Source organism: Mumia sp. zg.B53 (genome assembly GCF_019550935.1).
Lineage (GTDB): Bacteria > Actinomycetota > Actinomycetes > Propionibacteriales > Nocardioidaceae > Mumia.
Genome location: NZ_JAHWCK010000001.1, coordinates 959,334 through 984,836, shown reverse-complemented (window position 1 = coordinate 984,836; position 25,503 = coordinate 959,334). Strand labels below are relative to the sequence as shown.

At 70.4% G+C, this 25,503-nt stretch carries 16 protein-coding genes; 8 read left to right on the top strand and 8 right to left on the bottom strand.

Going from position 1 to position 25,503, the window contains the following annotated elements:
• Nucleotides 1-12: 12 nt before the first annotated feature.
• Entirely contained in the window at nt 13-2,328 is a 2,316-nt protein-coding gene (locus KV102_RS04675) for a polysaccharide pyruvyl transferase family protein (RefSeq protein WP_220345437.1), read from the top strand.
• On the opposite strand, the gene KV102_RS04670 is transcribed toward KV102_RS04675, so the two are convergent.
• The 6 genes from KV102_RS04670 to KV102_RS04645 all read right to left on the bottom strand — a co-directional run bounded on the left by KV102_RS04670 (nt 2,312) and on the right by KV102_RS04645 (nt 10,077).
• A complete protein-coding gene (locus KV102_RS04670; RefSeq protein ID WP_220345436.1) occupies nt 2,312-3,055 on the bottom strand; it encodes a bifunctional 2-polyprenyl-6-hydroxyphenol methylase/3-demethylubiquinol 3-O-methyltransferase UbiG in 744 nt (247 codons plus the stop codon). The genes KV102_RS04675 and KV102_RS04670 overlap by 17 nt on opposite strands.
• 43 nt (nt 3,056-3,098) lie before the next feature.
• The gene (locus tag KV102_RS04665) at nt 3,099-3,995 is read right to left on the bottom strand and encodes a hypothetical protein (protein WP_220345435.1); all 897 of its coding nucleotides are present in this window, start codon (nt 3,993-3,995) and stop codon (nt 3,099-3,101) included.
• Nucleotides 3,996-4,072: 77 nt separating this feature from the next.
• Entirely contained in the window at nt 4,073-5,452 is a 1,380-nt protein-coding gene (locus tag KV102_RS04660) for a bifunctional dTDP-4-dehydrorhamnose 3,5-epimerase family protein/NAD(P)-dependent oxidoreductase (RefSeq protein ID WP_220345434.1), read from the bottom strand.
• On the bottom strand, nt 5,449-6,447 hold the full coding sequence (gene rfbB, locus KV102_RS04655; RefSeq protein WP_220345433.1) for a dTDP-glucose 4,6-dehydratase: 999 nt from the start codon (nt 6,445-6,447) through the stop codon (nt 5,449-5,451). Before rfbB ends, KV102_RS04660 begins: the two co-directional genes overlap by 4 nt.
• Nucleotides 6,448-6,456: 9 nt before the next feature.
• Nucleotides 6,457-8,256, bottom strand: coding sequence for a glycosyltransferase (locus KV102_RS04650; RefSeq protein ID WP_220345432.1), 1,800 nt, complete (start codon nt 8,254-8,256; stop codon nt 6,457-6,459).
• 51 nt (nt 8,257-8,307) lie between these two features.
• On the bottom strand, nt 8,308-10,077 hold the full coding sequence (locus tag KV102_RS04645; RefSeq protein WP_220345431.1) for a DUF563 domain-containing protein: 1,770 nt from the start codon (nt 10,075-10,077) through the stop codon (nt 8,308-8,310).
• Nucleotides 10,078-10,147: 70 nt separating this feature from the next.
• Here KV102_RS04645 and rfbA point away from each other — a divergent pair, with 70 nt between their 5' ends.
• The 5 genes from rfbA to KV102_RS04620 all read left to right on the top strand — a co-directional run bounded on the left by rfbA (nt 10,148) and on the right by KV102_RS04620 (nt 17,693).
• The gene (rfbA, locus tag KV102_RS04640) at nt 10,148-11,026 is read left to right on the top strand and encodes a glucose-1-phosphate thymidylyltransferase RfbA (RefSeq protein ID WP_220345430.1); all 879 of its coding nucleotides are present in this window, start codon (nt 10,148-10,150) and stop codon (nt 11,024-11,026) included.
• Nucleotides 11,027-11,031: 5 nt separating this feature from the next.
• Complete coding sequence (locus KV102_RS19495; RefSeq protein WP_220345429.1) at nt 11,032-13,365, top strand: CDP-glycerol glycerophosphotransferase family protein; 2,334 nt, start codon at nt 11,032-11,034, stop codon at nt 13,363-13,365.
• Between the two features lie 61 nt (nt 13,366-13,426).
• On the top strand, nt 13,427-15,565 hold the full coding sequence (locus tag KV102_RS04630; protein ID WP_220345428.1) for an acyltransferase family protein: 2,139 nt from the start codon (nt 13,427-13,429) through the stop codon (nt 15,563-15,565).
• 85 nt (nt 15,566-15,650) lie between these two features.
• The gene (locus tag KV102_RS04625; protein ID WP_220345427.1) at nt 15,651-16,598 is read left to right on the top strand and encodes a hypothetical protein; all 948 of its coding nucleotides are present in this window, start codon (nt 15,651-15,653) and stop codon (nt 16,596-16,598) included.
• Between the two features lie 480 nt (nt 16,599-17,078).
• Nucleotides 17,079-17,693, top strand: coding sequence for a class I SAM-dependent methyltransferase (locus KV102_RS04620; RefSeq protein WP_220345426.1), 615 nt, complete (start codon nt 17,079-17,081; stop codon nt 17,691-17,693).
• Nucleotides 17,694-17,731: 38 nt separating this feature from the next.
• Here the strand turns inward: KV102_RS04620 and KV102_RS04615 are convergent, their stop codons facing one another.
• On the bottom strand, nt 17,732-20,842 hold the full coding sequence (locus tag KV102_RS04615) for a glycosyltransferase (protein ID WP_220345425.1): 3,111 nt from the start codon (nt 20,840-20,842) through the stop codon (nt 17,732-17,734).
• A gap of 80 nt (nt 20,843-20,922) precedes the next feature.
• Nucleotides 20,923-22,032, bottom strand: coding sequence for a mannose-1-phosphate guanylyltransferase (locus tag KV102_RS04610; protein WP_308290225.1), 1,110 nt, complete (start codon nt 22,030-22,032; stop codon nt 20,923-20,925).
• 143 nt (nt 22,033-22,175) lie between these two features.
• Here KV102_RS04610 and KV102_RS04605 point away from each other — a divergent pair, with 143 nt between their 5' ends.
• Both KV102_RS04605 and KV102_RS04600 read left to right on the top strand, forming a co-directional pair.
• On the top strand, nt 22,176-23,231 hold the full coding sequence (locus KV102_RS04605) for a DUF6270 domain-containing protein (protein WP_220345424.1): 1,056 nt from the start codon (nt 22,176-22,178) through the stop codon (nt 23,229-23,231).
• An 80-nt stretch (nt 23,232-23,311) separates the two neighbouring features.
• A complete protein-coding gene (locus tag KV102_RS04600) occupies nt 23,312-25,459 on the top strand; it encodes an acyltransferase family protein (protein WP_220345423.1) in 2,148 nt (715 codons plus the stop codon).
• Nucleotides 25,460-25,503 lie beyond the last annotated feature (44 nt).

The following is a 25,503-nucleotide window of genomic DNA, read 5'->3' as shown; positions in this document are numbered from 1 at the left end:
CGAGGAGAATCGATGCCCACCACGCCGCGGCGTGCGTCCCGCCTGACCCACCCGGTGCGCGCTGTGCTCGGCCGACGCGCAGGGCGCGGGCGGCCGACCCAGGCGATCCCGTTGAGCACCCCGAAGGCCGCTCCCGAGGCGAGGCATCTGGCCACGGAGGCGGTCGAGGCGTACGAGGCCGGTCTCAGCGGCCTGGCGTGGGAGCGCTTCGACGGCGTGCCGCCGCAGGTGTGGGCCCGTCGTGCGATGACGGCCTACGTCCGGTCGGGGCTCGTCCACGATCGCGAGCGGGTCCTGGCCGACCTGCGCGCGCTCGCCGACGATCCGGGCTTCGAGCTCAAGCCGCGGGCCTGGTACGAGGCCCTCGGGCCGGTCTACGCGCTGGGCGAGAGCGACCTCGCGCGTGCCCTGTTCCGCAGGCTCGACGCCGAGGTGTCGTCACGTGACGTCGTCGGCGAGCGGACGCGTGAGGCCCGCGACTGGATGCGCGACTGGATCGAGAGTGCGCCGACGTCCGCGAGCGCCCCTGCTGTCGGGACGGGCGCCGTGTCGTTCGCCGTCCTGACCTATGCGCACCCCGGCCGTCGTCGCGCCTCGGCCAACATCGGCGACCACGTCCAGAGCCTCGCGTCCCTCGGCCACCTGGTCCGGCACTCCGGGGCGACCTTCGGCGGCGACAAGGAGCTCGCCGAGGCGTTGACGGAGCTGCAGGAGCGCGTCCCCGAGCGGCTGCGCGTCGACGGCACGGCGGTGCAGGTGAAGGTGATCGCCGCTCCCCGTGACGCGTCCGCGTACGCGGAGATCCCGCCGGGCACGTGGACCCTGGCGTTCGGCTGGTACATGCACGCGCTGTTCGACGTGCGCTACGGGTTCCCGTTCCACCGCAACCTTCTCCCGCTGTTCGTCTCGTTCCACTGCAACAAGCGCGACCTGATGACCCCGGAGGCCGTCGACTACCTCCGCCAGTACGGCCCCATCGGCTGCCGCGACTGGACGACGGTCGACCTCCTTCTGTCCATGGGGGTGCCGGCGTTCTTCTCGGGATGCCTGACGACGACGGTGAGCGCCGTCTTCCCGGACCAGGACAAGAGGCCGGGCCGCCGAGCGCCGGTCGCCTACGTCGACGTCCCCGCCGAGGACGTCCCCAGGAACGGCACCGTCTACAAGCACAGCCGCGACACCATCCGTACGACGTCGTTCGCGGACAACCTGCGCGATGCGGCGACCCTCCTGGACACCTACCGGAGCACCCACCGGTCCCTGGTGACATCGAGGCTGCACGCCTATCTGCCCGCGCGCTCGCTCGGCCTCGAGGTCGACTTCGTCCCCAAGAACCTGTCCGACCCGCGGTTCGAAGGGCTGGCCGGGATCGACGACCAGGAGTTCGACGCGATCCGGACCCAGATCACCGACCTCCTCGAGCAGATGACGACGGCGATCCTCACCGGTGCGGGGGAGAGCGACGTGTACGCGCTGTGGCGGACGCTCACCGCCGACCGCGTGCGAGAGGCGGAGGCTCGGCGGGCCGCTCTGGTGCCGACGGCGGACGGAGGGTTCGCGACGCCCTCGGTCGTCGGCGGGACCGTCGTCGGTGCCGAGACTGCCCACGACGAGGACAGGGCGTCGGCTGTCGACGAGATCGTGGTCCCGGTGGGAGCGGACGACGCCGCCACGACGACCTCGCAGGTGTGTGACCTGCTGATCGGTCTCGCCGAGCACGCGCAGCGACCGCTGCGGGTGACGCTGCTCGGCACGGGGGTCAGCGGGGTCGACCTGGAGACGCTCCGGCCGCTCGCCTCTCCGTCGCTCGCGATCCGGACGGTCGAGACCGACGGCGCGACGGTCCACGACGTCCTCGCGCTCGGTGAGCTGCTGCCCGATGTCGACCGCGCGGTGCTCCTGCCTCCAGGGGCCGTCGTCCACCGCGACCCCGGTGGTCTGTTCGACCTCGACCTCGGAGGGCATGCCTTCGCCGCCCCCACCGCCGTCAGACGAGGCCGTACGAGCGGCTTCGGCATGATCGAGGCGGCCGCGCTCCGCCTGATGTCGGACACGCGCCGTTCGACCGAGCTGCGCCGCGTTGCCTACGGCGCCCACACCTTCGACTTCGACGCGTTCGAGGTCGACGTCCTGGTGCTCGACCTCGCGACGATGCGGACCACCGGCTTCGCCGCGACCACGCTCGAGCGAGCGGGGGCCTACCGGCTCGGGCTGCGGGAGGCGCTGCACCTGCAGGCGGGACCCGACCGCGGCGTCGTTCCCGCCGAATGGGCCGTCGACTCCCGGCTCCGCCCGGTCGAGGGGGCCGCGCTCAGCTACGGCCGTTGATCGACGGTGTCGCCCGGGGCGCCGTGATGGACGGCCGACAGACGGTCGCGTTCAGAAGGAGGGAGACACCCTTTCTTCTGCCGAGCGGGAGGTGTCGCTCGAGCTTGATGACAGCCCCGAGCGCCGCGTTGACGGGCGCGGCCATGGGCTCGATGTCGCTTCCCTCGCTGTCGCGCCGGGCCAGCCGGATCGCCGGGCGGAGCAGGACGTTCCACGACTTGACGAGGTCGAGCGTGAACTCTGGCCTGTCGAAGAGAGCCACGAGGGATTCCCTCGTGTAGCGACGGACGTGGCCGACCGCCTCGTCGTGGGCGCTCCACAGCGCCGGATCGGCCGGCACGGCAATGAACACCTTGCCGCCCGGGCGTACCACCCGTGCGATCTCTGCGACCACGACGTCGTGCTCCGCGATGTGCTCGAGCACGTCGTAGGCGACGACGGCGTCGAACTCATCGTCCTCGAACGGAAGGTCACGGGCGTCGCCCTGCACGACGTCCAGCCCGCGTGCGCGGGCGAGCTCGACCGCTGAGTCGTCGTACTCGAGCGCGACCGACTCCCACCCCTCCTGCTGCAAGGTGCGGGTGTTACCGCCTGCGGCGGCACCGATGTCGAGGGCGCGCCCGGCCGGGATGTCCGCGATGAACGACGCGATGAGTGCGCGCCGCTCGCGGAACCACCAGTGCTTGTCCTCGATCGATGCGAGCTTGGCGATCTCGCTCTGTTTCATCGTCGCTCGGCTTCTGCGTGCTGTGGGATGGACTGCTCGTACGCTACGGGACCTGCTCGCCGTCGGACACCCCTTGGGACGATGCGTTGTCGATCGGTGGACGATCCGCAGCCGGGAGGTCGGCGTACCTCGACCTGAGGATCGAGCGACGACGGGTGCCTTCGCGGTTGTCGCCCTTCTCGATGATCACGAGGTTGTGGTAGCAGTGCACCGCCACCACGTGGAGATCGGTGTAGCTGGGCTCGTACGTCTCGTCCACGAACTCCTCGTGGTTGAGGCCGTCGACGAGCGACTTCACCAGCGCCATCGTCGTGGTCGGGTCGTCGAGGTCGTCGCTCCCGCCACGCTCGGGCCAGTAGGATGTCTGCGTGTCTTCGATGGCGTAGAGGCCGCCGTCGGCCAACCGCGGGAACAGGTAGGCGAAGGTGGCGCGGACGTGCTCGGGCCGGTGGCTGCCGTCGTCGATCACGATCGTCAGCTCGCCCACCTCGTCGAGGATGCGCTGAAGCACCCCCGGGTCGGTCTGGCTGCCACGGTAGGTCGTGATGCGGGGGCGGTCGACGAACGACTTGTCCTCGATGTCGAGCCCGACGATCTGAGCGTCGCGGAAGAAGTGCTTCCACATCCGTAGCGACTGACCGCCGCGGCCCTCACGGGCGTAGCCGCCGATCCCGACCTCGAGCACGTTGATCCTGCGGTGTCGGAACGGCGCGAAGTGGCGCTCGTAGTGCGGCGTGTAGCGGTGGGTCCCCCACTTGTCCGTACGGAAGTGCTGGGCCAGCTGTGTGAGGTCCATCTCGGACAGGCGCTGCGGGCGCGACGGGGAGCGTGGCGGCGCGACGCGTCGACCCCACCTCAAGTCTCGCAACCTCGCCCAGATGCGGTCTCCGAGCAGCGGCTTGATGCGTCTAGCGGCGAACGACGTCGCAGGTCTGCTCACGTCTGCCCCGTTCCGTGGTGCTGGCTCGGACTGGAGACCACTGTAATCAGCGCCACGGTCGATCGAGGGATGCTCGCTCAGCCGAGGTAGTCGTCCAGAGAGGTCGACACCGGCGTCGGGACGAACCCCGTCGACTCGATCTTGGCGAGGTCGAGCACCGAGTGCCGCGGACGGGGGGCGAGGTCCTTGTCCTTGCCGTACGCCTCCGTGGAGCTCGGCGTGACGTCGCCGGGGTCGCGTCCGCAGCGAGCGAAGACCTCACGGGCGACGTCGTACCAGGACATCGGAGCGCCGCCGCCGCTCAGGTTGTAGGTCCCGTACCCCGGGCGCGTGCGCAGCAGGTGGACGATGCCGCGGGCGAGGTCGTCGGTGAAGGTGAGCCTGCCGACCTGGTCGTCGACGACCGACGGGCTGACCCCATCCTTGGCCAGGCGCGCCATCGTACGGACGAAGTTTCCGCCGTCACCGATCACCCAGCTGGTACGGACGACGTAGTGGCGGTCGAGGGTGGCGATCACCGCGTCGCCCGCCGCCTTGGTCTGTCCGTAGACGCCCAGCGGGGAGAAGGGCTCCTCCTCGTCGTGGCTCTCGTGGGTGCCGTCGAAGACGTAGTCGCTGGAGATGTGGACCACCGTGAGCCGGTGGCGCCGCGCCACTCGCGCGAGGTGGGTCAGCGCGGTCACGTTGGCGGCCCATGCAGCCCTGCGACCGTCGCTGGTCTCGGCGGCGTCGACCGCGGTGTAGGCAGCGGCGTTGACGACCGTGTCGTACCGCGCCCAGTCGACCCCCGCGTACGCCGCAGGGTCGGTCATGTCGAAGGTGTCGAGGTCGACGGCGTCCGCGTCGGGAAGCGCCGCTCGCAGCGCGCGACCCAGCTGGCCGTACCCGCCGAGGATCAGCGCGCGACGCGGCTCCATCGGCGTGACGTCGGCCAGCAGCGGGTTGGCGCGGTCCTTGTCGGAGACCTCCGCCTCGCTGATCGGGATCGGCCAGTCGATGCCCAGCGCCGGGTCGTCGAGCGCGACCGCCGTGTAGACGACGTCGGGTCGCCAGTGCTCGTTCACGAGGTACGCGTAGGTCGTGCCGTCCTCGAGCGCCTGGTAGGAGTTGCCGACTCCGCGCGGGACGAAGACCGCTACGCCGGGGTGCAGGTCGACGGTGACGGTCGTCCCGAAGTCGGCGCCCGGTCGCAGGTCGACCCAGGCGCCGAACGCCCTGCCGGTCATCAGCGAGACGAGCTTGTCCCACGGCTCGGCGTGGATGCCGCGGGTGGCGCCGGCGGTCGCGTTGTACGAGACGTTGTTCTGGACGGGCTCGAAGTCGGGAAGCCCCAGCGCGGTCATCTTCTCGCGCTGCCAGTTCTCCTTGAACCACCCGCGGCTGTCGCCGTGCAGAGGAAGGTCGAGGACGAGGAGACCGTCGATGGCGGTTGCTCGGACCGTGAGGTCGGTCGTCACTGACCCGCCTCCGCGTACCGTGCCTCGACGGCCTCCTTCTTGGGACGCCACCAGGTCTCGTTGTCGCGGTACCAGCCGATCGTCGCCGCCAGCCCCGACCGAAAGTCGGTGAACTGCGGCGCCCACCCCAGCTCGGTGCGCAGCTTGGTCGAGTCGATCGCATAGCGCATGTCGTGACCCGGACGGTCCGTGACGAGGTCGTACGCGTCGGTCGGGAGCCCCATGATGTCCAGGATGGTCTCGACGACCTCGCGGTTGTTCTTCTCGCCGTCGGCGCCGATCAGGTAGGTCTCGCCGATCCGGCCGCGCTCGAGGATCGTCCGGACCGCGCTCGAGTGGTCGGCGGCGTGGATCCAGTCGCGGACGTTGGCGCCCTGACCGTAGAGCCGGGGCCGCCGGCCGTCGAGGACGTTCGTGATCTGGCGCGGGATGAACTTCTCGATGTGCTGGAACGGTCCGTAGTTGTTGGAGCAGTTGCTGATCGTCGCCTCGACGCCGAACGAGCGCACCCAGGCGCGCACCAGGAGGTCGGAGCCCGCCTTGGTCGACGAGTAGGGGCTCGACGGGTTGTACGGGGTGGACTCGGTGAACCGCGCGGGGTCGTCGAGCTCGAGGTCGCCGTAGACCTCGTCGGTGGAGACGTGGTGGAACCGCGTCCCGTGGCGGCGGACCGCCTCGAGGAGCGTGAAGGTGCCGACGAGGTTCGTGCGCACGAACGGGCTCGGGTCGTCCAGCGAGTTGTCGTTGTGCGACTCGGCGGCGAAGTGGACGACCGCGTCGTGGTCGGCGACCAGCGGGTCGACCGTGTCGGCATCGGCGATGTCACCGACCACGAGCGAGACCCGGTCCTCAGGCAGCATGTCGATCGACCCGCGGCTCGCGGCGTACGTCAACGCGTCGAGGACGGTCACCGAGTGGTCGGTGTTATCCACCAGGTGGTGGACGAAGTTGGACCCGATGAATCCGGCGCCGCCGGTGACGAGGATCGTAGACACCCGAGCAGTCTAGTCACGCCGATCGTCGCTGCGACCGAGTCGAAGCTCTTCGTCTCGAACAGGGCTCACGACCTCGATCGGCGACTGCCAGGCCGCGTTGCGCCAGACGACCATCACCCGCGCACGCACCGGCTGGTCCCCGAGGGTGGACGCGACGCGGGCGTCGTCCACGCGGGCCGCCAGCCGTGCGCGTCCGCGCCAGGACCCGAGCGCCGCCGGTCGCACGGAGACGGGGAACGAGACCACGTCGCCGGTCTCCTCGCCGATCACGTCGAGCGAGACCGTGAGCTCGTGCGGGTCGAGCCTGCGCCGGCCCGCCCGCAGCAGCAGGTGGCCGGAGAAGGAGCCGTCGCGCAGCCCCGTACGGTGCAGAGCCGCCGCCGTCAGGTGCACGCGGCGTGCGTCCTGCGCCTTGACCGTCCGGAAGACCGCGGCCCAGTCCTCGGCGAACCTCTGCGGCGTGTGCTCGGCGGCCTTGGCGAACGCCGCTCGGCTCATCGCCGAGGAGCGGTCGCGGTCGGACGTGAGCGCGAGGATCCGGTCGGCGAACGCCGCGACGTCACCGTCGGCGATGAGGAAGCCGTCCACCCCGTCGTCGATCTGCTCACGGGGCCCGAACTTGATGTCGTAGCTGATCACCGGGCACCCCCGGCTCATCGCCTCGAGGGTGGCGAGGGGATAGCCCTCGTGCCGGCTGGTCACCAAGAACGCCCCGGCCGTCAGCGTGCGGTCACGCGCGCCCGGGTCGTACCCGTGGAAGGTGACGGCGTGGGCGATGCCGAGGTCGTGGGCCTGCTTCTCCAGCCGGTGACGGCCGGTGCCGTCGCCATAGACGTCGAGCCTCAGGTCGGGATCGGTCCGCAGGGCGAGCGAGACGGCCTTGAGAGCGTGCCCCACGCGCTTCTGCGCCTCCAGACGGCCGACGACGACGAGACGCTTGGGGTCTCTCGGGGGCAGCGGGTCGGGCAACGTCGGGGGAGCGACCGGGTTGGGGACGACGAAGAGGTTGTCGGTGCGCCCGCAGCGCAAGGCGACCTCGTCTCGTTGCCGCTCGGTGAGGAGGACGAGGCCGTCCAGGTCGGCCAGGCGCTCCAACGCCGGGGCGTACGGGCCCTTCAGCGATCCGTCCCAGCGGCCCTCCCGCTCGACGTGCGGGTTGTGGAACGCCGCGACCAGGTGCATCCGTGGCGAGGGAAGACCGAAAAGCATGGGGAGCAGGCGCCGTGAGTCGGTGATGACGAAGCCGTCCCCGTCGCCGACGAGTCTCCTCAGCCACCACCGCACGAACGGACCCCGGTAGGAGAAGCGGCGGACGGCACGACCGTCGTGGTCCACGAGCTCGATCGTGGTGCCGGCGTAGGAGGACCAGCGAAGGAAGAGCGAACCGTCGGAGCGAAGGTGGTCCACCACAGCCGGCTCAGCGGTCGCCGGGTCGTCCGGCCGGCGCCAGACCTGCTGGTACGGCGTGCCGTCGGCACGGGTCTCCTCGGTCATCACCAGGTCCGCCGGCGGTGCCGTCGGGATGCCGCTGCCGGACCCGAACGTCGCCGGGTCGCGGTCACGGAGGTCGGTGAAGATGTTGACGACCTCGACCGCCGGCGAGAGCGAACCGCGGGCGACGAGCTGGTCCCGGAAGTCGTCCTGCTCCGGGACGTCGGCGATGGTGGCGATGACGCTGCGGGCACCGGCGTCGGCCAGCGCACTGGCACGCATGAGCAGGACGGCGGTGCGTCCGCCCTTGTCGGGGCGGACGGCGCTCGCGACGGAGACGTACGTGCCGTCGGGCAGGCTCAGGGGGTTGGCGCGCACGAGGGTCAGGCTACCGGGGGCTCTCCGCGGCTGACGACGCGCTGCGGACGCTCAGTGCGCCAGCTGCCGGAGGGCCCGGGCATGACGGCGCAGGTCGAAGGAGAAGTCGTCGGCGAACACCGTCTTGCGCTTGCGCGGGTCCGGGGGTCTCCTCTCGGTCTGACCCCAGAAGTAGTGCAGGTCGTTGCCGTTCACGGCGGCGATCAGGGCCTCGTTCTGAGCGACGTAGCCGTCCCCGGAGATGATCACGACACGCGCCTGCGGCGCGTGCATCATCGTGAAGAGTCCACTTCCGCCGTACCCGGCGATGATCCGCGCCTGCTGGAACAGCCGCACCTGCTCCCCGTACGAGTAGTGCTCCGGGCGGACGACCGCGAAGCCGCGCCGCCGGAAGAACCGTTCGACCCGCGGGCCCTGCAGGCACGCGCGCCGGCCACCTCGGGAGATGAACACCTTCTCTGCCGCGACCGGGGAGACGACCTCCCCGAGACCGTCGGCGATGCGCCGCCAGGTGTCCCCGAGGGCGAGGTCGGCGTAGCGCGGGTTCTCGAACTGCGGATCGGCGGCGAGCAGCAGAGGCACCTCGAGGGCCTCGTCGCCGGACTGGACGACGAGGGAGTCGGGGTCGATCCCGAACCCCGCCAGGATCTCGCGAGCGAACGCCGGGACGTCGGTCTGGCCGGGCCGCAGGCTCATCAGCGGACGGAGCTCGGGGTGCCTGGCGCGGGCCTCGTCCCAGCCCCACAACCGGGAGACCACCTCGGTGGTCACGTGGCCGAAGTGCCCCGCGAACTCGCTGTCGAGGTAGAACAGCGGTCCGCCGTCCCAGCGTCGCCGCAGGGCGGGTCGCCAGCGCGGGCGCATGTACGTCAGACGGTCTCCGGACCGGATCAGCCCGTGGTGACCGAGGTGGGCCGCCTGCTGGTGCCGGAAGGTGTCGGGCAGCCAGAAGTCCCCGTACGAGACGAGCTGACGAGGGTAGGTCACGACGTCGGCGTACGCGCGCAGCTGGCGCGTGGGGACCGTCAGCTCGCCCTCGAGCACCGCAGGCCCCTCGCCCACGGAGGTGATGCTCGCCCGCGAGGTGAACGTGTACCGGTCGTGGGTGAGGAGGGTCTCCACCGGACTGTCGTCGCCGTAGCGCGCCGTCAGCAGCGGCTCGGTCTCGGCCGTCCGGAGCATCCGGAGCAAGGGCTCGCTCTTGGTCAGCAACGCCAGGTCCCGGTGGTACGTGACCGCGGCGAGCGTCCGCGCGACGGTGTCTTGCCAGGTCGCCCACCCACGTTTGGGCAGCCGTCGCTCGACGCGTGCGACCACGTCCTCGATCACCGCACGGACCGACGGGCCCGCGTCGGACTCGGACCGGTCCCCGGGGGCCCGGTCGATACCCTCCACCGCGTAGATGCCACCGGCCCGCACGTAGCCGTGCATCTGACGCAGTGCGGCGATCTTGGAGGCGGTCTCCGAGACGAACGCCTCGACGAGCAGGTCGGGTCGCGGGAGCACAGCCTGAAGGTCGCGCCGTTCGCGGGGGCCGGTGAACGCATGGACGTGGACGTTCGCCGGCCGATCCTGACCTGTCGCGACGCCGACGACCTCGCCTGCGCTGCGTGGGTGGAGCACGTGCACCTCCGCCTCCGGCCAACGCTCGCCGAACGTGCAGGCGGTGGTGAGGGCGCCGTCAGCGAGCACGAGCACGATCACCGAGGGAGTCCCCGCCCGGGTGAGCGCCGCCTCGTACGCGGTCAGGTAGTCGTGGCCGTCCGACGACTGGCGCGCCCCCCGCCGCCGGCCGATCTCGTCGAGCGCGTCGCCGGTCATGGGGTCATCGTGCCCGAAAATGTCGGCGATGACGGGGTGCTTGAGCGACGACGCGCCCTACGATGTCCGCATGCGAGGCATCATCCTGGCCGGGGGAACCGGATCGCGACTCCATCCGATCACCCTGGGCACGAGCAAGCAGCTCGTCCCCGTCTACGACAAGCCGATGATCTTCTATCCGCTGTCGACCCTCATCCTCGCGGGGATCCGGGACATCCTCGTGATCACGACACCGGACGAAGCGCCGCAGTTCCACCGCTTGCTGGGCGACGGCTCACGCTTCGGTGTGGCCCTGTCGTACGTGGTGCAGCCGCGGCCGGAAGGGCTCGCGCAGGCGTTCGTCTTGGGAGCCGACCACGTCGGTGACGATCGGGTCGGCCTCGTGCTCGGTGACAACATTTTCTACGGCGCCGGTCTCGGGACCCAGCTGGGACGGTTCCACGACCTCGACGGTGCTGCCGTCTTCGGTTACCAGGTGAGCGACCCGAGTGCCTACGGCGTGGTCGAGTTCGACGCGGACGGCCGCGCGGTCTCGCTGGAGGAGAAGCCGGCGACGCCCAAGAGCAGCTACGCCGTCCCCGGGCTCTATTTCTACGACAACGACGTGGTCGAGTACGCGGCGAGTCTGCGACCCTCCGACCGGGGGGAGCTGGAGATCACCGACCTCAACCGCATCTACCTCGAGCAGGGGCGTCTGCAGGTGGAGGTCCTGCCGCGCGGCACCGCCTGGCTCGACACCGGCACGTTCGACTCGCTCAACGACGCCAGCAACTACGTCCGCACGATCGAGAGCCGCCAGGGCCTCAAGATCGGCTGCCCCGAGGAGGTCGCCTGGCGGATGGGGTTCCTCGGCGACGAGGAGCTGCGCGAGCGGGCCGAGCCGCTGGTCAAGAGCGGCTACGGCGCCTACCTGCTGGGACTGCTGGAGTCGCAGGACCGACGACGGTGAGAAGCGTGCTCCACCGCGCAGTGTCGCGGTTGCGACGCTCTGCGCCTGCCGCGCCACCGCGTGCCGAGACCGATGCCGTGGTCGTGCTGGAGCGCGCTTCCTGGGCGCGGGCGGGCACCATCGCCGTCCGTGGCTGGGCGTACGTCGAGGGCGCCGACGCGTTGGCGGTGGACTCACTCCTCGCCGTAGGCGCCGGTGGCGAGGTCGTGGCCACCGCTGCCGTGACCCGCGTCCACGACGAGATCGCCGATCTCCATCCGGGCGACAAGCGGTCTTCGCATGCAAACGCCGTGTTCGAGGCCGAGCTTGACCTTGGCACGTGGCGCCGTGGACGGATCGTCGTCGACGTCGTCGCGCGGGAGGGTGGCCGACTGGTCCGCCGACCGTTCGCGACCCGTCCACCCGGCGCGCCGGCGCGACACCTCCGCGCGTCAGGAGTGGCGGAGGGAAGCAACACGAGGCTCACCTGGTCCAAGACGGACGGACTCGTGCTCGTCCGTGCGTCGGTCACCGCAGCTCTTGCGCGTGTCGAGGGAGACGCAGGGGCCTTGGTCGTCGAGGTCGAGGCTCGGTCTGCGGACGGTCTCGCGCTGCTGGGCGAGGCGCCCGGGTCCGTGCTCCGGCGGATCGAGTCGGTCGTCGAGAAGGGAGTCGTGCGCGCCAGGATCACGGTGGAGGAAGCCCCGTCGGCACGACAGGTTCTGGTGGCCACGCTGCCCGACGGGTCGACTGCCCGTGTCCTCCGGCGTGCTGAGCAGCGGGCCGCGGCGATCGCGGACGGCGGGCTGCGAGTCGCGTCCAGGGCGTCGGGAGTCACCGAGATCAGATGTGGGGCCGTTCTGGCGGTGTCCGAGCTCGACGTGACGGCGTCTCGCGTCACGATCGTCGGCCGCGTCGAAGGTCTGCCGGCGGACGCGGTCCTCGAGGTGCGCGGACCCCGTGGTCGCGTCCAGGTCGACCTTGCAGCACGAAGCGGGGAGACCGTCCTCACGATTCCGACGTCCGTGTGCGGTTGGCTCGGGACAAACATCCCGCTCCCGGCGGGCCGTTACCAGCTGTGGGTGGTGTCGGGGAAGGAAGAGGTGCCGGTCGAGCTCGCCGAGGACCTGCTCGAGCCGGTGGGGGTCTGGGCGGGGTCCGACGTGCTTCGCGTGCGCGTGCTGCGCGGACAGGGCGACCGGATGCTGATCGAGTCCGCGGCGCCGCTGGCTGACGACGAGCGTAGTGATCGAGCGCAGGCGGTGCTGGAACACCGCTACGCGACCTCGACCTCGCAACCGCGTCGCCTGGCCTACTTCGAGTGCTACTACGGGACCAGCGCCACCGACAGCGCACGGGCGATCCACGACGAGCTGCGCCGACGTGGTTCGGACCTCGAGCTGGTGTGGGGTGTCGCCGACCTCTCGGTCGCGGTCCCTGAGGGCGGTCGGGGAGTCCTCCGAGGCTCACGCGAGTGGTGGGAAGTCCTCGCCCAGGCACGGTTCCTCACGTTCAACGCCGGTCTCCCGTACGGGCTGCGCCGGCGCTCCGGCCAGACGGTGGTCCAGACCTGGCACGGGACGCCCTTCAAGCGGCTCGGCAGCGACCGCCCCGGCTTCGGCCAGGACCGGCAGGGGAGTGCAGCCACCGCGGCGAGCGTCGCCCGGTGGGACGCCCTGCTCGCCGGCAATCCGCACAGTGCCGACGTGTTCGGCCGGGTCTGGGGCTACGACGGACCGATCGTCCAGCTCGGCTATCCCCGCAACGACGCCCTCGCGGGTGCCGACGCTGCCGAGGTCGCGCGGGTGCGGCGCGCGCTCGGGATCGAGGACGACCGGCTCGTCGTCCTCTACGTGCCGACGTGGCGGGACGGCAACCGCGTGATGGACCAGTTCCTGGACACCGACGAGGTCGTGCGCGGGCTCGGACGGAAGGTGACCGTGCTGGTCCGCGGCCACATGAACATCTCCGGCTGGGCGACTCGCATCGGTGGCCGGGACGTCCTCGACGTCACCGGGTACCCCGAGATCAACGACCTGTTCCTGGCTGCCGACGTCGCCGTGACCGACTACTCATCGATCATGTTCGACTACTCGGTGACCGGGAAGCCACTGGTCTTCCTCGCCCCGGACCTCGACGACTATCGCGACCGCCGTCGCGGGACCTACCTCGACCTCGAGGAGTCAGGTCCCGGACCGGTTGTCCGGAGCACGGCCGCGGTCGTCAGGGTCCTGCGCGACCTGGAGACGACGCAGACCCAGTTCGCAGCGCGATACGCCGCGTGGCGGGCTGCGTACAACCCGCTCGACGACGGTCGAGCCGCAGCTCGCGTGGTGGATGCCTTGTACGACGAACGTTGAGGCGACACCTATCATCGACCGGGACACCCGCAGTCCGACGAGACCCCGAGGTACGAACGACGTGAGCAGCAGGTCGTTGGTCGAGCGCTCCCCGCGGGCGCGCGACGAACCCGCAGCGTCGGGAACCCGCGCCGACATCCAGGCGCTGCGGGCGGTCGCCGTCTCTCTGGTGCTGATCTACCACCTGTGGCCCAACCGGCTCACCGGTGGATTCGCCGGCGTCGACGTCTTCTTCGTCATCTCCGGCTTCCTCATCACGTCGCACCTTCTCGGCAGACCCCCTCGGGGCGGCCGCGACCTCGCAGTGTTCTGGTCGCGGCGGATCCGCCGGCTCCTCCCGGCCTCGCTCCTGGTCCTCGCCGTCACGCTGGTCGCGTCCCGGCTGCTCGCACCGGAGACGCAGTGGGCAGCGACGGCCAAACAGGCGGGCGCTGCCGCGTTGTACGTCGTCAACTGGGTCCTCGCGTCGGACGCGGTGGACTACCTGGCAGCCGAGAACTCGCCCTCGCCGGTCCAGCACTTCTGGTCGCTGTCGGTCGAAGAGCAGTTCTACATCGCGTGGCCTCTGCTCATCCTCGTGCTGGTTGCGTCGGCAGCGAGGATTCGCCGATCGTCCACGGCCGTCGTCGCCCTGGGGCTCGGCGTCGTGGTTGCCGCCTCCTTCGTCTACTCGGTCCAGCAGACCGTCACCGAGCCGGCCCGCGCCTACTTCGTCACGCCGACCCGCGTGTGGGAGCTCGGCGTCGGAGGGTTGCTGGCGGTCCTCGTCGGCAAGAACGGGTTCGGCCGTGGCCGAACCGTGGAGGCTGTCGCCTGGCCGGCGACCGCGCGCGTCGTCCTCGTCTGGCTCGGTCTGGCGGCGATCGTCTGGACGGCATTCGTGTACTCCGCCGCGACCCCGTTCCCGGGATGGCAGGCCGCGCTGCCGGTGCTGGGCGCTGCCGCTGTGATCGCTGCCAACGCTCCGACCGCGCCCGGCTCGCCGGCGGGAATGATGGCCACGAGGCCGGTCCAGTGGCTGGGTGACGTGTCGTACTCGGTCTACCTCTGGCACTGGCCGCTCATCGTCCTCCTGCCGTACGCCACGGGATCGGACCTCGGGCTGCTGGACAAGCTGGCGATCCTGGCAGCGTCCCTGGTCCTGGCCGACCTCACGAAACGTCATGTCGAGGATCGGTTCCGCAGTCCCGAGTGGGGGAGGCCGCTTCGCAAGCCCTACGCACTCGGACTTGTCGGGATGGCCGTCGTCGTCGCGATGACCGCGGTCCAGCTCGTCGAGGTCGATCGAAGGGAGGCCACCGCACGAGACGCCCTGGCGGCGGCCATCGCCGACGACGATCCGTGCTTCGGAGCCTCCGCGCTCGCTCCCGGGGCAGACTGCCCCCGCACGACCGACGGCGAGGTCGTCCCCGCGCCCGCACAGGCGCTCAAGGACAAGTCGGAGGCGTACGAGGAGGTGTCTGGCGGGAAGGACTGCTGGGCGAGCGCACCACGGTTCCCTGTGACGGTGTGCGAGTTCGGCGATCCGGACGCGAAGACCTCGGTCGTCCTCACCGGCAACTCCCACGCCGGACAGTGGCTGCCAGCCCTCCAGGAGGTTGCGCGCACGCGGGGATGGCGAATCACGACCTACCTGGCCTCTCAGTGCGGTCTGGCCGACACCCCGCAACAGTTCGACACCGCCGCCAAGTCGGCGCGGTGCTCGGCATGGGTGGGACGGGTCACGCGGCGGATCGCCTCCGGCGACCATGACCTGGTGGTCTACACCAACCGGATCTCGGTCCCCGTGGTCGGACAGGACATCGCAGGCAGTCAGGACGACTACCGTCGAGGCTACGAGACGATCCTGTCCACCGTGAGGGCGTCCGGAGTGCCGGTCGTGGTCATCCGAGACACCCCCGCTCCAGGGATGATCATCCCGGACTGCCTGGCCGAGAACGCCGCCGACCTGACCCGGTGCTCCGCGCCCCGTCACGAGTGGGAGCCTTCCGAGCCGGTCCTCGACGCCGTCCACGACCTCGACGACCGCGGCATCGTCCTCGCGAACCTGAACGACCGGATCTGCCAGCCGGAGCGCTGCGACGGCGCGGTCGGGGGTGTTGTCGTGTACTTCGACGGCTCGCACCTCACGGCGACCTACGCGCGAACGCTCGCGCCGGTGCTCGAACGGCCGCTCATGACGGCGTTGGCTCGCGGCTGATCGTCCGTCGGCCGGCTTGTGTGCCCCTGATCGCCGGGCCGGGGGCCGGTGACCACCTCGTGACCGTGCCGCTAGGGTTTCGTCCGTGGACCTACGAACGGCGAGCGGACTTCCGGCGCGCCGGGATCCTACGAGGTGGCGGCAACCCGTTCACGACTACCCCTCGATCGAGGCACTGATCTCGGATCCCCGTCCGCCGGCCGGCATCTTGGCCGTGCGTGCCGCCGACACTGTCATCGACCTGCTCTACGACCCGCGCGGGGCAGCCACGACGATCGTCAGCTTCCATGCGGCCATCACCACGACCGGTGTGACGCTGCCGTACTTCACCGGCGGAAGTCTCCACGGGGACTCGCCCGTCAACAGGATCCTCGTCGCAGATCCTGCGCTGTACCGTCACGAGGCGCTCACCCTCGCGTGGTACGCGGGCACGGACACGCTCGACCTCCAGCACGAGCTGCCCCGGCTCCTCGACCACCTCCACCGCGCGGCCGGTGGGAGCCGGCGCCTCTACTTCGGTGGTTCGGGCGGAGGGTTCGCCGCCCTCTTCTACGGCGCACCTCACGACGACGTGCTCTCGGTCGCCGTCAACCCCCAGACAGTCATCGCGAACTACACCCGTGCCCATGTCGAGCGCTACGCGCGCACGTGCTGGGGCGCGAGCGACGAGGGGCGGGTCGCCGATGCGCTCGAGATGTTCGCCTCCGATCTTCGCCCGGTGTACCGCGAGGCCCGCAACCAGGCGCTGTACATCCAGAACACGGGCGACAACCACCGCGTCAAGCACATGGAGCCCTTCATGGAAGCTGAGGTGGACCGGCGGCGCCTCTGGACGATCGAGCGGTCCTGGGGTCCGGGTCACGTCGCAGTTCCCGCCGACGAGCTGCGCAGGATCGTGTCGACGATCGTGGCGAGACCGGGCGACTGGGCGTCCGTGATGCGGGACGTCGAAGCGAGACAGGCACGCTGGTGGCGCAAGGCAGCAGATCCTGCCGGGCTCGGAATCGCGTCTGGAGCTCGCTGGGAACCGTGAGCGGCGGCTATCGGGCCCTCGACCGTCCCCCCTCTCGGACGCTAACGTTCGCAGATGTTGACCACAGGAAGCGTCCGAGGCCTGCGCCGCCAGGCCGCAGCGGCCGTCGCAGATCGACTACCACCGCCGCGCGACGAGGCGGCCAGGGCGTTGATGCGATCGACGCTGGATCTGCTCCTCGGGCGTCGACCTGCCGGATCCCGGAGAGCAGGCGCGCCGACCCGGCCGGAGCAGCCACCTGCTGGGCCGCCCAACGAGTCGGGTGCCCCCCTTTTCGTCCCACCCGGGCACTACTACTCTCCTATCGTCGATGTCCGGCAGCTGCGAAATCGCGGCAGCAACCTCGAAGGGCGCGCAGACATCCTTGGGATCGACCTCGACCTCCGCGCTCAGGCTGACGTCTGGAGCACCTGGCTACCGCACGTGCGTCGGTGGAGGGCAGGAGAGGGCGGCGACAATCGCCGATACCATGCAAACTCGATGTTCGGCACCCAGAGCGCACGCCTGCTCGCGGGCGCGATCGGCGCCGCGAGTCCGCGCCGATACATCGAGATCGGCTCCGGCTTCAGCTCGGCGGTCCTGCTGGACATCAACGACGAGTGGCGGCGGGACGACCCGATCGAGCTGACGTTCATCGACCCGCATCCCGAGCGGCTGGAGTCGATCCTCCGCGAAGGCGACCGCGCGAGCTGCACGATCATCCCAACGCAGGTCCAGGCCGTCGATCTCCGGGTGTTCGACCAGCTCCAGCCGGGTGACGTGCTCTTCATCGACTCGACACATCTGGCGAAGGCAGGCAGCGACGTCCTCACCGAGATCTTCGAGATCCTTCCCCGGCTCGCAGTCGGTGTGAGGATTCATCTGCACGACATCTCGTACCCGTTCGACTATCCGACCAGCTGGCTCGTGGAGCAGAACCGCTCGTGGAACGAGGCCTACTTCCTGCGTGCGTTCCTCATGTACAACACGCACTTCGCGGTGCACCTGTGGACCGACTTCCTGGCCCGCTTCGCCGCAGAGCTCGAGGGCGTCGAGTCCATCGACCTGATCGGCCCGGGGACCTCGTCGATCTGGCTGACGCGGGTCGCTGACTAGGGTCGGCACGTGACTCTGCCGCCACTGCTGTGGCGGTCCTACCGCTCGTCGAGCAGGACGGCCGCGCCTCGCGCAGCAGCACGTCCGTCCGCGAGCGCGTTGAACGTCGCGTTGACCCGCTCCACCGAGGATGCGTAGTCGGCCATGAGGTCCGAAGGGTCCTTGAGAGCGTCGGCGACCTCGCCGGTGGTCGTGACCACGGGACCGGTCTCGGTCTCCTCCCATCCCTCGAGCGGCGGGTGCAGGGACGTGTAGGTCTCGCGGTCGGGTTGGTGGAGGACGGCCGGCCGGCCGGTGAGCGCCCAGGCCACCCGCATCGGCGTGTAGTCGAGGACGGCGGCGTCTGCGGCGAGGAGGAGCCCCGCCTCCTCGGGGTAGTCGGTGACGTCGAGCACCCCGGGGACGCCGAGGACACGCTCGCCGCCCTGCGCGACGGCGTCGCCGCCGCGGACGAGGATCACCGCGGACGGACCGAGGGAGGCCTGGAGCGCCCGCACGTCGAGCAGCCGCGTGAGCCGGCCCGTGCGTGCCCCGGTCGCGTCGTCGGGGCGGTCGGCCGGCGCGTACAGGACGACGAACGCGTCGGCATCCAGGCGTAGTCGCTCGCGAACGCGGCGCGCAGCTGCCCGATCGGCGTTCACGAGCAGGTCGGTCGACGGGTCACCCACGACGGCGATCTCCCCGCCGAAGCCGAGGTCCGAGCCGATCACGGCCTTCGCATGCTCGCCTGCGGCGGCCATCACCGCCCATCGTCCGAGCCGACGTTGCTCCTCTCGCACGCGCGCGGCCGACCACCCCTCGGCGGACCACCGGGCGCGACCCTGCGACGTGAGCGGCTGGACGGCGGCCAGGTTCATCCAGCGGCGGCCGGAGGGGGGCTGGAGGACATCGAGGGGACCGTCGGCCACGACGAGCCGTGATCGCCGGACCTCGCGCGCCCACTCCATGCTGCCGACGATCACCTGTCGTGTGCCGTCGGGCACGGCGACCGAGCGGTCCACCGTGGACCACACGAGATCAAGGTCGGGACGGAGCTCGGCGACGGCCCGGCCGATCGCGGCAGCGGGGCCGCCGCCTGAGAGCCCACGTCGGGCGTGGACAAGGACCTGCTCGACAGCCGGCTCGACCGAGCGCTCGAAGGAGTGGACCACCTGCCTGCGGGCCCAACGGCTGCGCTCGGTCGGTCCGAGCCCCGACATCACGGTCAACCGGATCTCGCCCGTCCGGGAGAAGGTCCACCGGACGGCGCCGTCCTCGGTCGTCTGCTCCAGCGGAAGGCGGGTACGGAAGGCTGAGGTGGCGCCCACCGGGGTGGAGTCGGCGAGGCGTAACGCGTACGAACCGGACGGGAGCGCCCGCACGGGGCCGCCCAGCGCGGCAGCACGCAGGGGGAGGACGACCTCGTTCGCGGGCCCACCGTCCGTGCGGCCCTGCGAGGCGACCGAGAGGCGTTCACCGACGAGCACGACGCTCGCTTCGGTGTCCTCGGGGAGGCCGACCAGGGTCACCGCGACCTCTCCGTCGCCGGTCCGAACGTCGTCGACGGAGGGGCCTCCAGGAGATGACTCGCCACCCTCGCCCCGAGGCGCCGGCGCGACCTCGATGACGAACCCGTCGCGGGCCGCCCACGAGGGAGTCACGCGGTGCTGGCCCGTATCGACGTACGTGAGGGACTGGGACGCGGCTGAGCCGCCACCGACCGGTCCCGAGAACACGCCTCGCCTTGTCACACGCTCGATCGAGACCTCGGCCTCGAGCACCCAGCGGGCGGTCGCGCGACTGCTCGCCTGGCCGGGGAGCAGTCGTCCCACCGGGACGACGACCTCGAACCCTGCCGGCGCGTGATCGGCCTCGGGCTCGGCGATGGCCGCGTTCGCCCGCGGCTCGTCGACGGGAACCGGGGACAGGACGACGGTCTCTCCGCCGTCCGACCGCCGCAGCGTCAGCATCAGCCGGTGAGCGGGCCCGCCGTGGCCGACGGCGCGCACGGTGGCCCATCCGCGGAGGCGCAGGCTCTGCGGGTCGTCCCACGACGCGCGCAGGAGCCGTGCGTCGAGCGCGGTCTCGCTGTCGGACAGCTCGAAGAGCTCGTGCGGCGTGTCCGGGTCGAGGGCCCCCACGATCTCGAGGTCAGCCACCACGGTGCCGTCGCGCACGACGGCGCGCGGAGGGCGGCCGTAGTCACGGACGTGCTGCTGGATCACCTCCACGATGTCCCAACGCCCGATCGCGGCGTGCCAGGCACGCAGCTTGTGGAAGACGCGGACCGACCGCCACGCGTGGGGCGTAGCCATGGTGATGTGACGGCGGTACGCGGCGGAGAGCACCGCACGGTACTCGTCGTCGGCGATCAGGGCGTGCTTCACGTACGGGGGGAGGTCCAGGTCGAGGACCCGTCCGAGCCAGGTGGAGAAGACGGTCTCCGACGCCTCGGTCTCCAAGAGCTCCTGGGCCTGCGCTTTCACCGCGACCCGGTCACGCAGGTTGGCGAGCTCGTGCTTCTGCTGACCGGTCGACGTGCGGTTCTCGCGGACGCGCCAGTAGTAGGTGACCCGCTTGAGCACGTCGAAGCGATCTGCCCGGACGTACGCGGCGACCATCGGTACGTGGTCCTCGTAGGCCCCGCGTCCCTCGAAGCCGCCGACCGTCTCCACCCAGAACCGCCGTCGGAACACCCGGTTGCACGCGATGACGTCCTGAAGCGCATCGGGGAAGTCGTCGATCGTGATGCCGAGCCGGTCCCGCTCGTGCACGACGTCGGCCCACGGCGGCGCCGAACGGGAGTCGTTGCGGACGCGCTGCACGTCGCCGACAGCGAAGTCAGAGCCTGTACGGCGCAGCGTCTGCACCGCGTGCTGGTATGCCGCCGGCGGAAGCGTGTCGTCGGCGTCGAGGAAGGTGAGGAAGGTGCCGCGGGCGATCGCCACGCCACGGTTGCGTGCTGGTCCCTGCCCTGTGTTGTGCTGGCGAACGACGGTGAGACGGGCGTCGCGCCGGGCGAAGCGCTCGAGGATCTCGGTCGACCCGTCGGTCGAGCCGTCATCGACCGCGATGACCTCGATCTCGCGCAGCCGTTGCCCCAGCACGCTCTCGAGGCACTCCTCGAGGTAGGGCGCGACGTTGTAGACCGGGATCACCACGCTGAGCACCGGGGTACGGCGACGTGACCGAGCCCGTGCTGCTCGGGCGAGTCGGCGGACCGGCGCGACCAGCCGGGAACGACGGGCGCTCAGAGGAGGTCCTCGCGTCCTGCGTCTCGCCAGTGGTCGACGAGCGCCTTCACCTGCTGGGCTCGGCCCATGGTCGTCACCAGGAGGGCGTCAGGGGTGTCGACCACGACGACGTCCTCGATCCCGAGCACCGAGACGGTCCGTCCCGACGTCACCACGATCCCGCTGCTGTCGACGGCCGCGACGACGTGAGGATCCCCGACGATCCCGAGGTCGCCGTCGCCGGTGAGCACCGCATCAGCGACGGCGGCGAAGTCGCCGATGTCGCTCCAGCCGAAGGACGCAGGGACGACCGCGACACCTCCTGCAGCGGCCACAGGCTCGGCGATGGCGTGGTCGATGGCGATCTTGGTGAGGCTCGGCCAGATCTCGGCGAGGACCTGGTCTCGATTCGGCCCGTCCCAGGCCTCGGCGATCGCGAGCACGCCTTGCTGCAGGCGGGGCTGCTCGCGACCGAGGTGGTCGAGGAGCACGTCCGCCCGCACGACGAACATTCCGGCGTTCCACCGGTAACGACCGCTGGCGACGTACTCACGAGCGAGGTCGGCGGGTGGCTTCTCGACGAACCGGCGGACGGTGAGGGCGTCGGGCGCGCCAGCGATCCCCTGCAGGGGCTCGGCCGCCTCGATGTAGCCGTACGCCGTCGACGGCTCGTGCGGGTCGATGCCGATCGTGACGAGATAGCCTTCGCGCGCCACCTCGGCAGCCTGCCGGACCGCGCCGTGGAACGTGTCGACGTCCTCGACCAGATGGTCGCTGGCGAAGGACGCCACCACGGCTCGGGGGTCGCGACGGTGGACCAGGGCGGTCATCAGCGCGATCGCGGGCATCGAGTCACGAGGCGAGGGCTCGGCGACGACGTGGTCGACGGCAAGGTCCGGGAGCTGGCTGCGGACGGCCTCCGCGTGCCGGACACCCGTGATGACATGCAGCCCGTCGGTGCCGACCAGCGGCACGAGCCGGTCGTAGGTCTGCTGGAGGAGGCTTCGGCCGGCGCCCGTCAGGTCGAGGAGGAACTTCGGGTGACCCGCCCGGGAGACCGGCCACAGTCGGGTCCCGGATCCGCCTGCAGGAATGATGGCGTGCAGCGACGGCACGAGTGCTTCCACCTTGCGGTTCCTCCTCTGACTTCTCGACGAGAGCGGCTCCAGCGTAGTCGTCCGCGGATGTACGATCGCCCGTGGTGTGACATCTGCCGCCCGAAGACGTGGGTTCGGCGCGACCCACGACCGACGAAGAGGCTCTTGTACGTATGGACCGCATGCCGCGCGTCGAACCGAGGACCGTCGCCGTCTTCGGCAGCTGTATCACGCGGGACTGCTTCAACTCGCGGTTCAACCCCGGATACAAGGACACGTACCGGTGCGAGCTGCTTCAGAACCAGATGTCGCTCATCAGCCTCATGTCGGAACCTGTCCTGGAGGAGTGGCAACCGACCAGGGCCATGTCGGAGTACGACCTGTGGAACGTTCGTACGGAGTTCAGCAAGGAGTTCCTCGACAGGGTCGTCCGACTGCAACCCGAGTACCTCATCGTCGACTTCTTCGGTGACGCCCACTTCGGGTGTGTGCGCCTCGACGACGGTCGCTATGTGACCGACAACCGTTGGAAGGTCAGGCACACCGACCTCTACGACAGGCTTCGCGTCGCCGGGCGGCTCGAGCAGGTGAAGGGCCGCGAGGACCCGGACCGTTACTTCGCCCTCTGGTCGGAGGCACTCGACCGGTTCGCCGCGTTCGTGCGCGATCACCTGCCACGGTCGAAGGTCGTCGTCCACCACGGCCACCACACTGCATGGCTGGACCTTCCCGACCGGACGCGGCCCGTCCCTCTGCGTGGTCGGCACCGCAAGGAGCGGCGGCTCCACAAGATCGACGTCGAGGCAGCCAACGCCCTCTGGAGACGGATGGACGCGCGTGCTGTCGAGGTCCTGGGTGCGGCTGCCATCGATCTCACCGACGAGGTGTTCCCCACCTACGACGAGCACCCGTGGGGGCCGTTCTACGTGCACTATCCCACCGACTACTACCAGCGGTTCCTTGCCGAGCTGCACAAGATCGTCGTCGCCGACGAGGGGGTTGCTTCGGCACAGATGGTGGGTGAGATCGAGAGAGGCGCACGGGCCACCCTCGAGCGCGACCTCCGTGCTCGGTCGGCACAGCTCGACGAGGCGGAGGAACGCCTCGTGGCCCGCAAGGAGGAGGTCGCTCGGCTGCGGTCACGTGTGGCACGGCTCGAGCGCACCCCCTGGCGGCGAGCGGCGTCCCGGCTCCGTCGTACCCGCGCGTTTCGCGCGCGGCGACCGTAAGCCGTGTTCGCCGACGCGAGGGCGGAGCTCTCCGACGGCGGTTGTCCGAGGCCGCACCGAAACGGCTAGCATCGTCGGCGATGTCGTCGACCGTCGAGAGCCGCCGTGCTCGCCCCGCGGTCGGGGCATCTGTGCCCCAGGCCACCCCGGTCAGGCCCGAGATCCAAGGTCTCCGCGCGATCGCGGTCGGTCTGGTGGTCGTGTTCCACCTGTGGCCCAACCGGCTCCCGGGTGGCTACCTGGGCGTCGACGTCTTCTTCGTGATCTCGGGATACCTGATCACGGCGCACATCCTGCGTGAGTCCGACCGGACCGGCACCATCGCGCTGGGAGCTTTCTGGGCCCGCCGTGCGCGGAGGCTGCTCCCCGCGGCCTACCTCGTCCTCGCGGCATCCCTCGTCGCCGTCGTCGTCTGGGTGCCGCGGATGCTGTGGCAGCAGTTCGCCCGGGAGATCGGTGCCGCCGCGCTCTACGTCGAGAACTGGGCGCTCGCCCACGACGCCGTCGACTACCTCGCCGCCGACAACGTCGCCTCGCCGGCGCAGCACTACTGGACGCTGTCGGCGGAGGAGCAGTTCTACCTCGTCTGGCCGCTGCTCGTCCTTGCCGGCCTCTGGCTCGCGCCGGTGCTGGCGCCGAGCCTGGGCGTACGGCGACAGAGGCTCGCCGTAGGAGGCGTCCTCGGCGCCGTCACGCTCGCGTCCTTCGCCTACTCGCTCTACCTCACCGCCGCGGACCCGGCCCGCTCCTACTTCGTCACGACCACGCGTGCCTGGGAGTTCGGCGCGGGAGCGATGCTCGCGTTCGTCCCCGTCCTGGCCGGACGCCGTCACATCCGTGCCGCGATCTCATGGGCGGGTCTGCTCCTCCTGGTGGTGTGCGCCCTACGGATGACGGAGGAGACGCCGATGCCGGGTACGGCCGCGGTCTGGGTCGTCCTCGGCACCTGCGCCTTGCTGTGGGCTGGCCATCCGGAGGTCGGCTGGTCGCCCACGCGCGCCCTCGCGTGGCGCCCGGCCCAGTTCGTCGGCGACGTGTCGTACTCCATCTACCTGTGGCACTGGCCGCTGATCGTCATCCTTCCGTACGCCACCGGCTCCGACCTCGGCATGCTCGACAAGCTGGCGATCGCCCTGGCGACCCTCCTGCTCGCCTGGGCGACGAAGGTCTGGGTCGAGGACCCGGTGCGCACCGGTCGGAAGTTCGGCCTGCGCCGGTCCTCGGTGACGTTCGGTCTGACCGCGGCGACGGCGGGGGCGTTGGTGGTCGGTTGCTTCGCCGGCTGGTCGGTGGTGGAGCGCGACAACGAGGCGCGTGCCGCCGCAGCCGACGCGCTGCTCACCCAGCACGGCGGGTGCTTCGGGGCCGCGTCGCGCGATCCTGCGAAGTCCGATGTGTGCCCCGACCCCTCTCTCGAGGACGCCATCATCCCGGACCCCTCCGAGGTGAAGACCGAGCACGCGACCTACGAGCGCTGCGCCAAGCACCTGCGCGGCGCGACGTTCGAGGGATGTCCGTTCGGGACCCCCCGCCGAGGGGTGCCGCACATCGCGGTCATCGGCGACTCCCACGCCCGGGCGATGATGCCGATGTTCGAGATCCTCATCGAGCAGGGCGTGCTCACCGCGGAGATGTTCTCCTCGCCCGGCTGCGCCTGGTCGACCGTCCCGCCGGCCGCGGGCAACACGCAGGGGCGCAAGAAAGCCTGCGCCGCTCTCAAGTCGAACCTCGCCGACCTTCTCGCGAAGGACGCCGACCGCTTCGACTTCATCGTCACCACGAACCGGGCCTCCAGCCAGCGCGCCTCGCAGGAGGAGCGGGTCCAGGGCCTCCTCGACGTGTGGCGACCGGCGCGGGCCGCACGGGTGCCGATCGTCGCGGTGCGCGACAACCCCGAGGGCGGTCGGCTGCCCGAGGACAACCCGAACCTCTGCCTGGGCGAGGTCGGCGCCGCAGGAGCGGAGTCGTGCGCGCTCTCCCGCAAGGAGGCGGTCACCGACAACTTCGACCCGTACGGGGAGGCCGTGAAGAAGATCGGCAAGAAGAAGCGTGCGGTGCACCTCGACATGACCCGTTGGTTCTGCGACGAGGACACCTGTCCCGTCGTGATCGGGGGCGCGAACGTCTACCGGGACAGCAACCACATCACGATGACCTACGCCCGCACCATGGCGCCGTACTACCGGAAGGCGTTGGTGAAGGCGGGTCTTCTCGACCGACGCCGCTGAGGGACGCGGGTGTGAGGCGCGCCACAAGCGGGTTACGGCGAGGT

Excerpts from the sequence above, each read along its gene's own strand:
- KV102_RS04605 (WP_220345424.1), top strand. The coding sequence starts at position 22,176 with ATGGACCGCATGCCGCGCGTCGAACCGAGGACCGTCGCCGTCTTCGGC.
- rfbA (WP_220345430.1), top strand. The coding sequence starts at position 10,148 with ATGCGAGGCATCATCCTGGCCGGGGGAACCGGATCGCGACTCCATCCG.
- KV102_RS04670 (WP_220345436.1), bottom strand. The coding sequence starts at position 3,055 with ATGAAACAGAGCGAGATCGCCAAGCTCGCATCGATCGAGGACAAGCAC.
- KV102_RS04620 (WP_220345426.1), top strand. The coding sequence starts at position 17,079 with ATGTTCGGCACCCAGAGCGCACGCCTGCTCGCGGGCGCGATCGGCGCC.
- KV102_RS04600 (WP_220345423.1), top strand. The coding sequence starts at position 23,312 with ATGTCGTCGACCGTCGAGAGCCGCCGTGCTCGCCCCGCGGTCGGGGCA.
- KV102_RS04645 (WP_220345431.1), bottom strand. The coding sequence starts at position 10,077 with ATGACCGGCGACGCGCTCGACGAGATCGGCCGGCGGCGGGGGGCGCGC.
- KV102_RS04675 (WP_220345437.1), top strand. The coding sequence starts at position 13 with ATGCCCACCACGCCGCGGCGTGCGTCCCGCCTGACCCACCCGGTGCGC.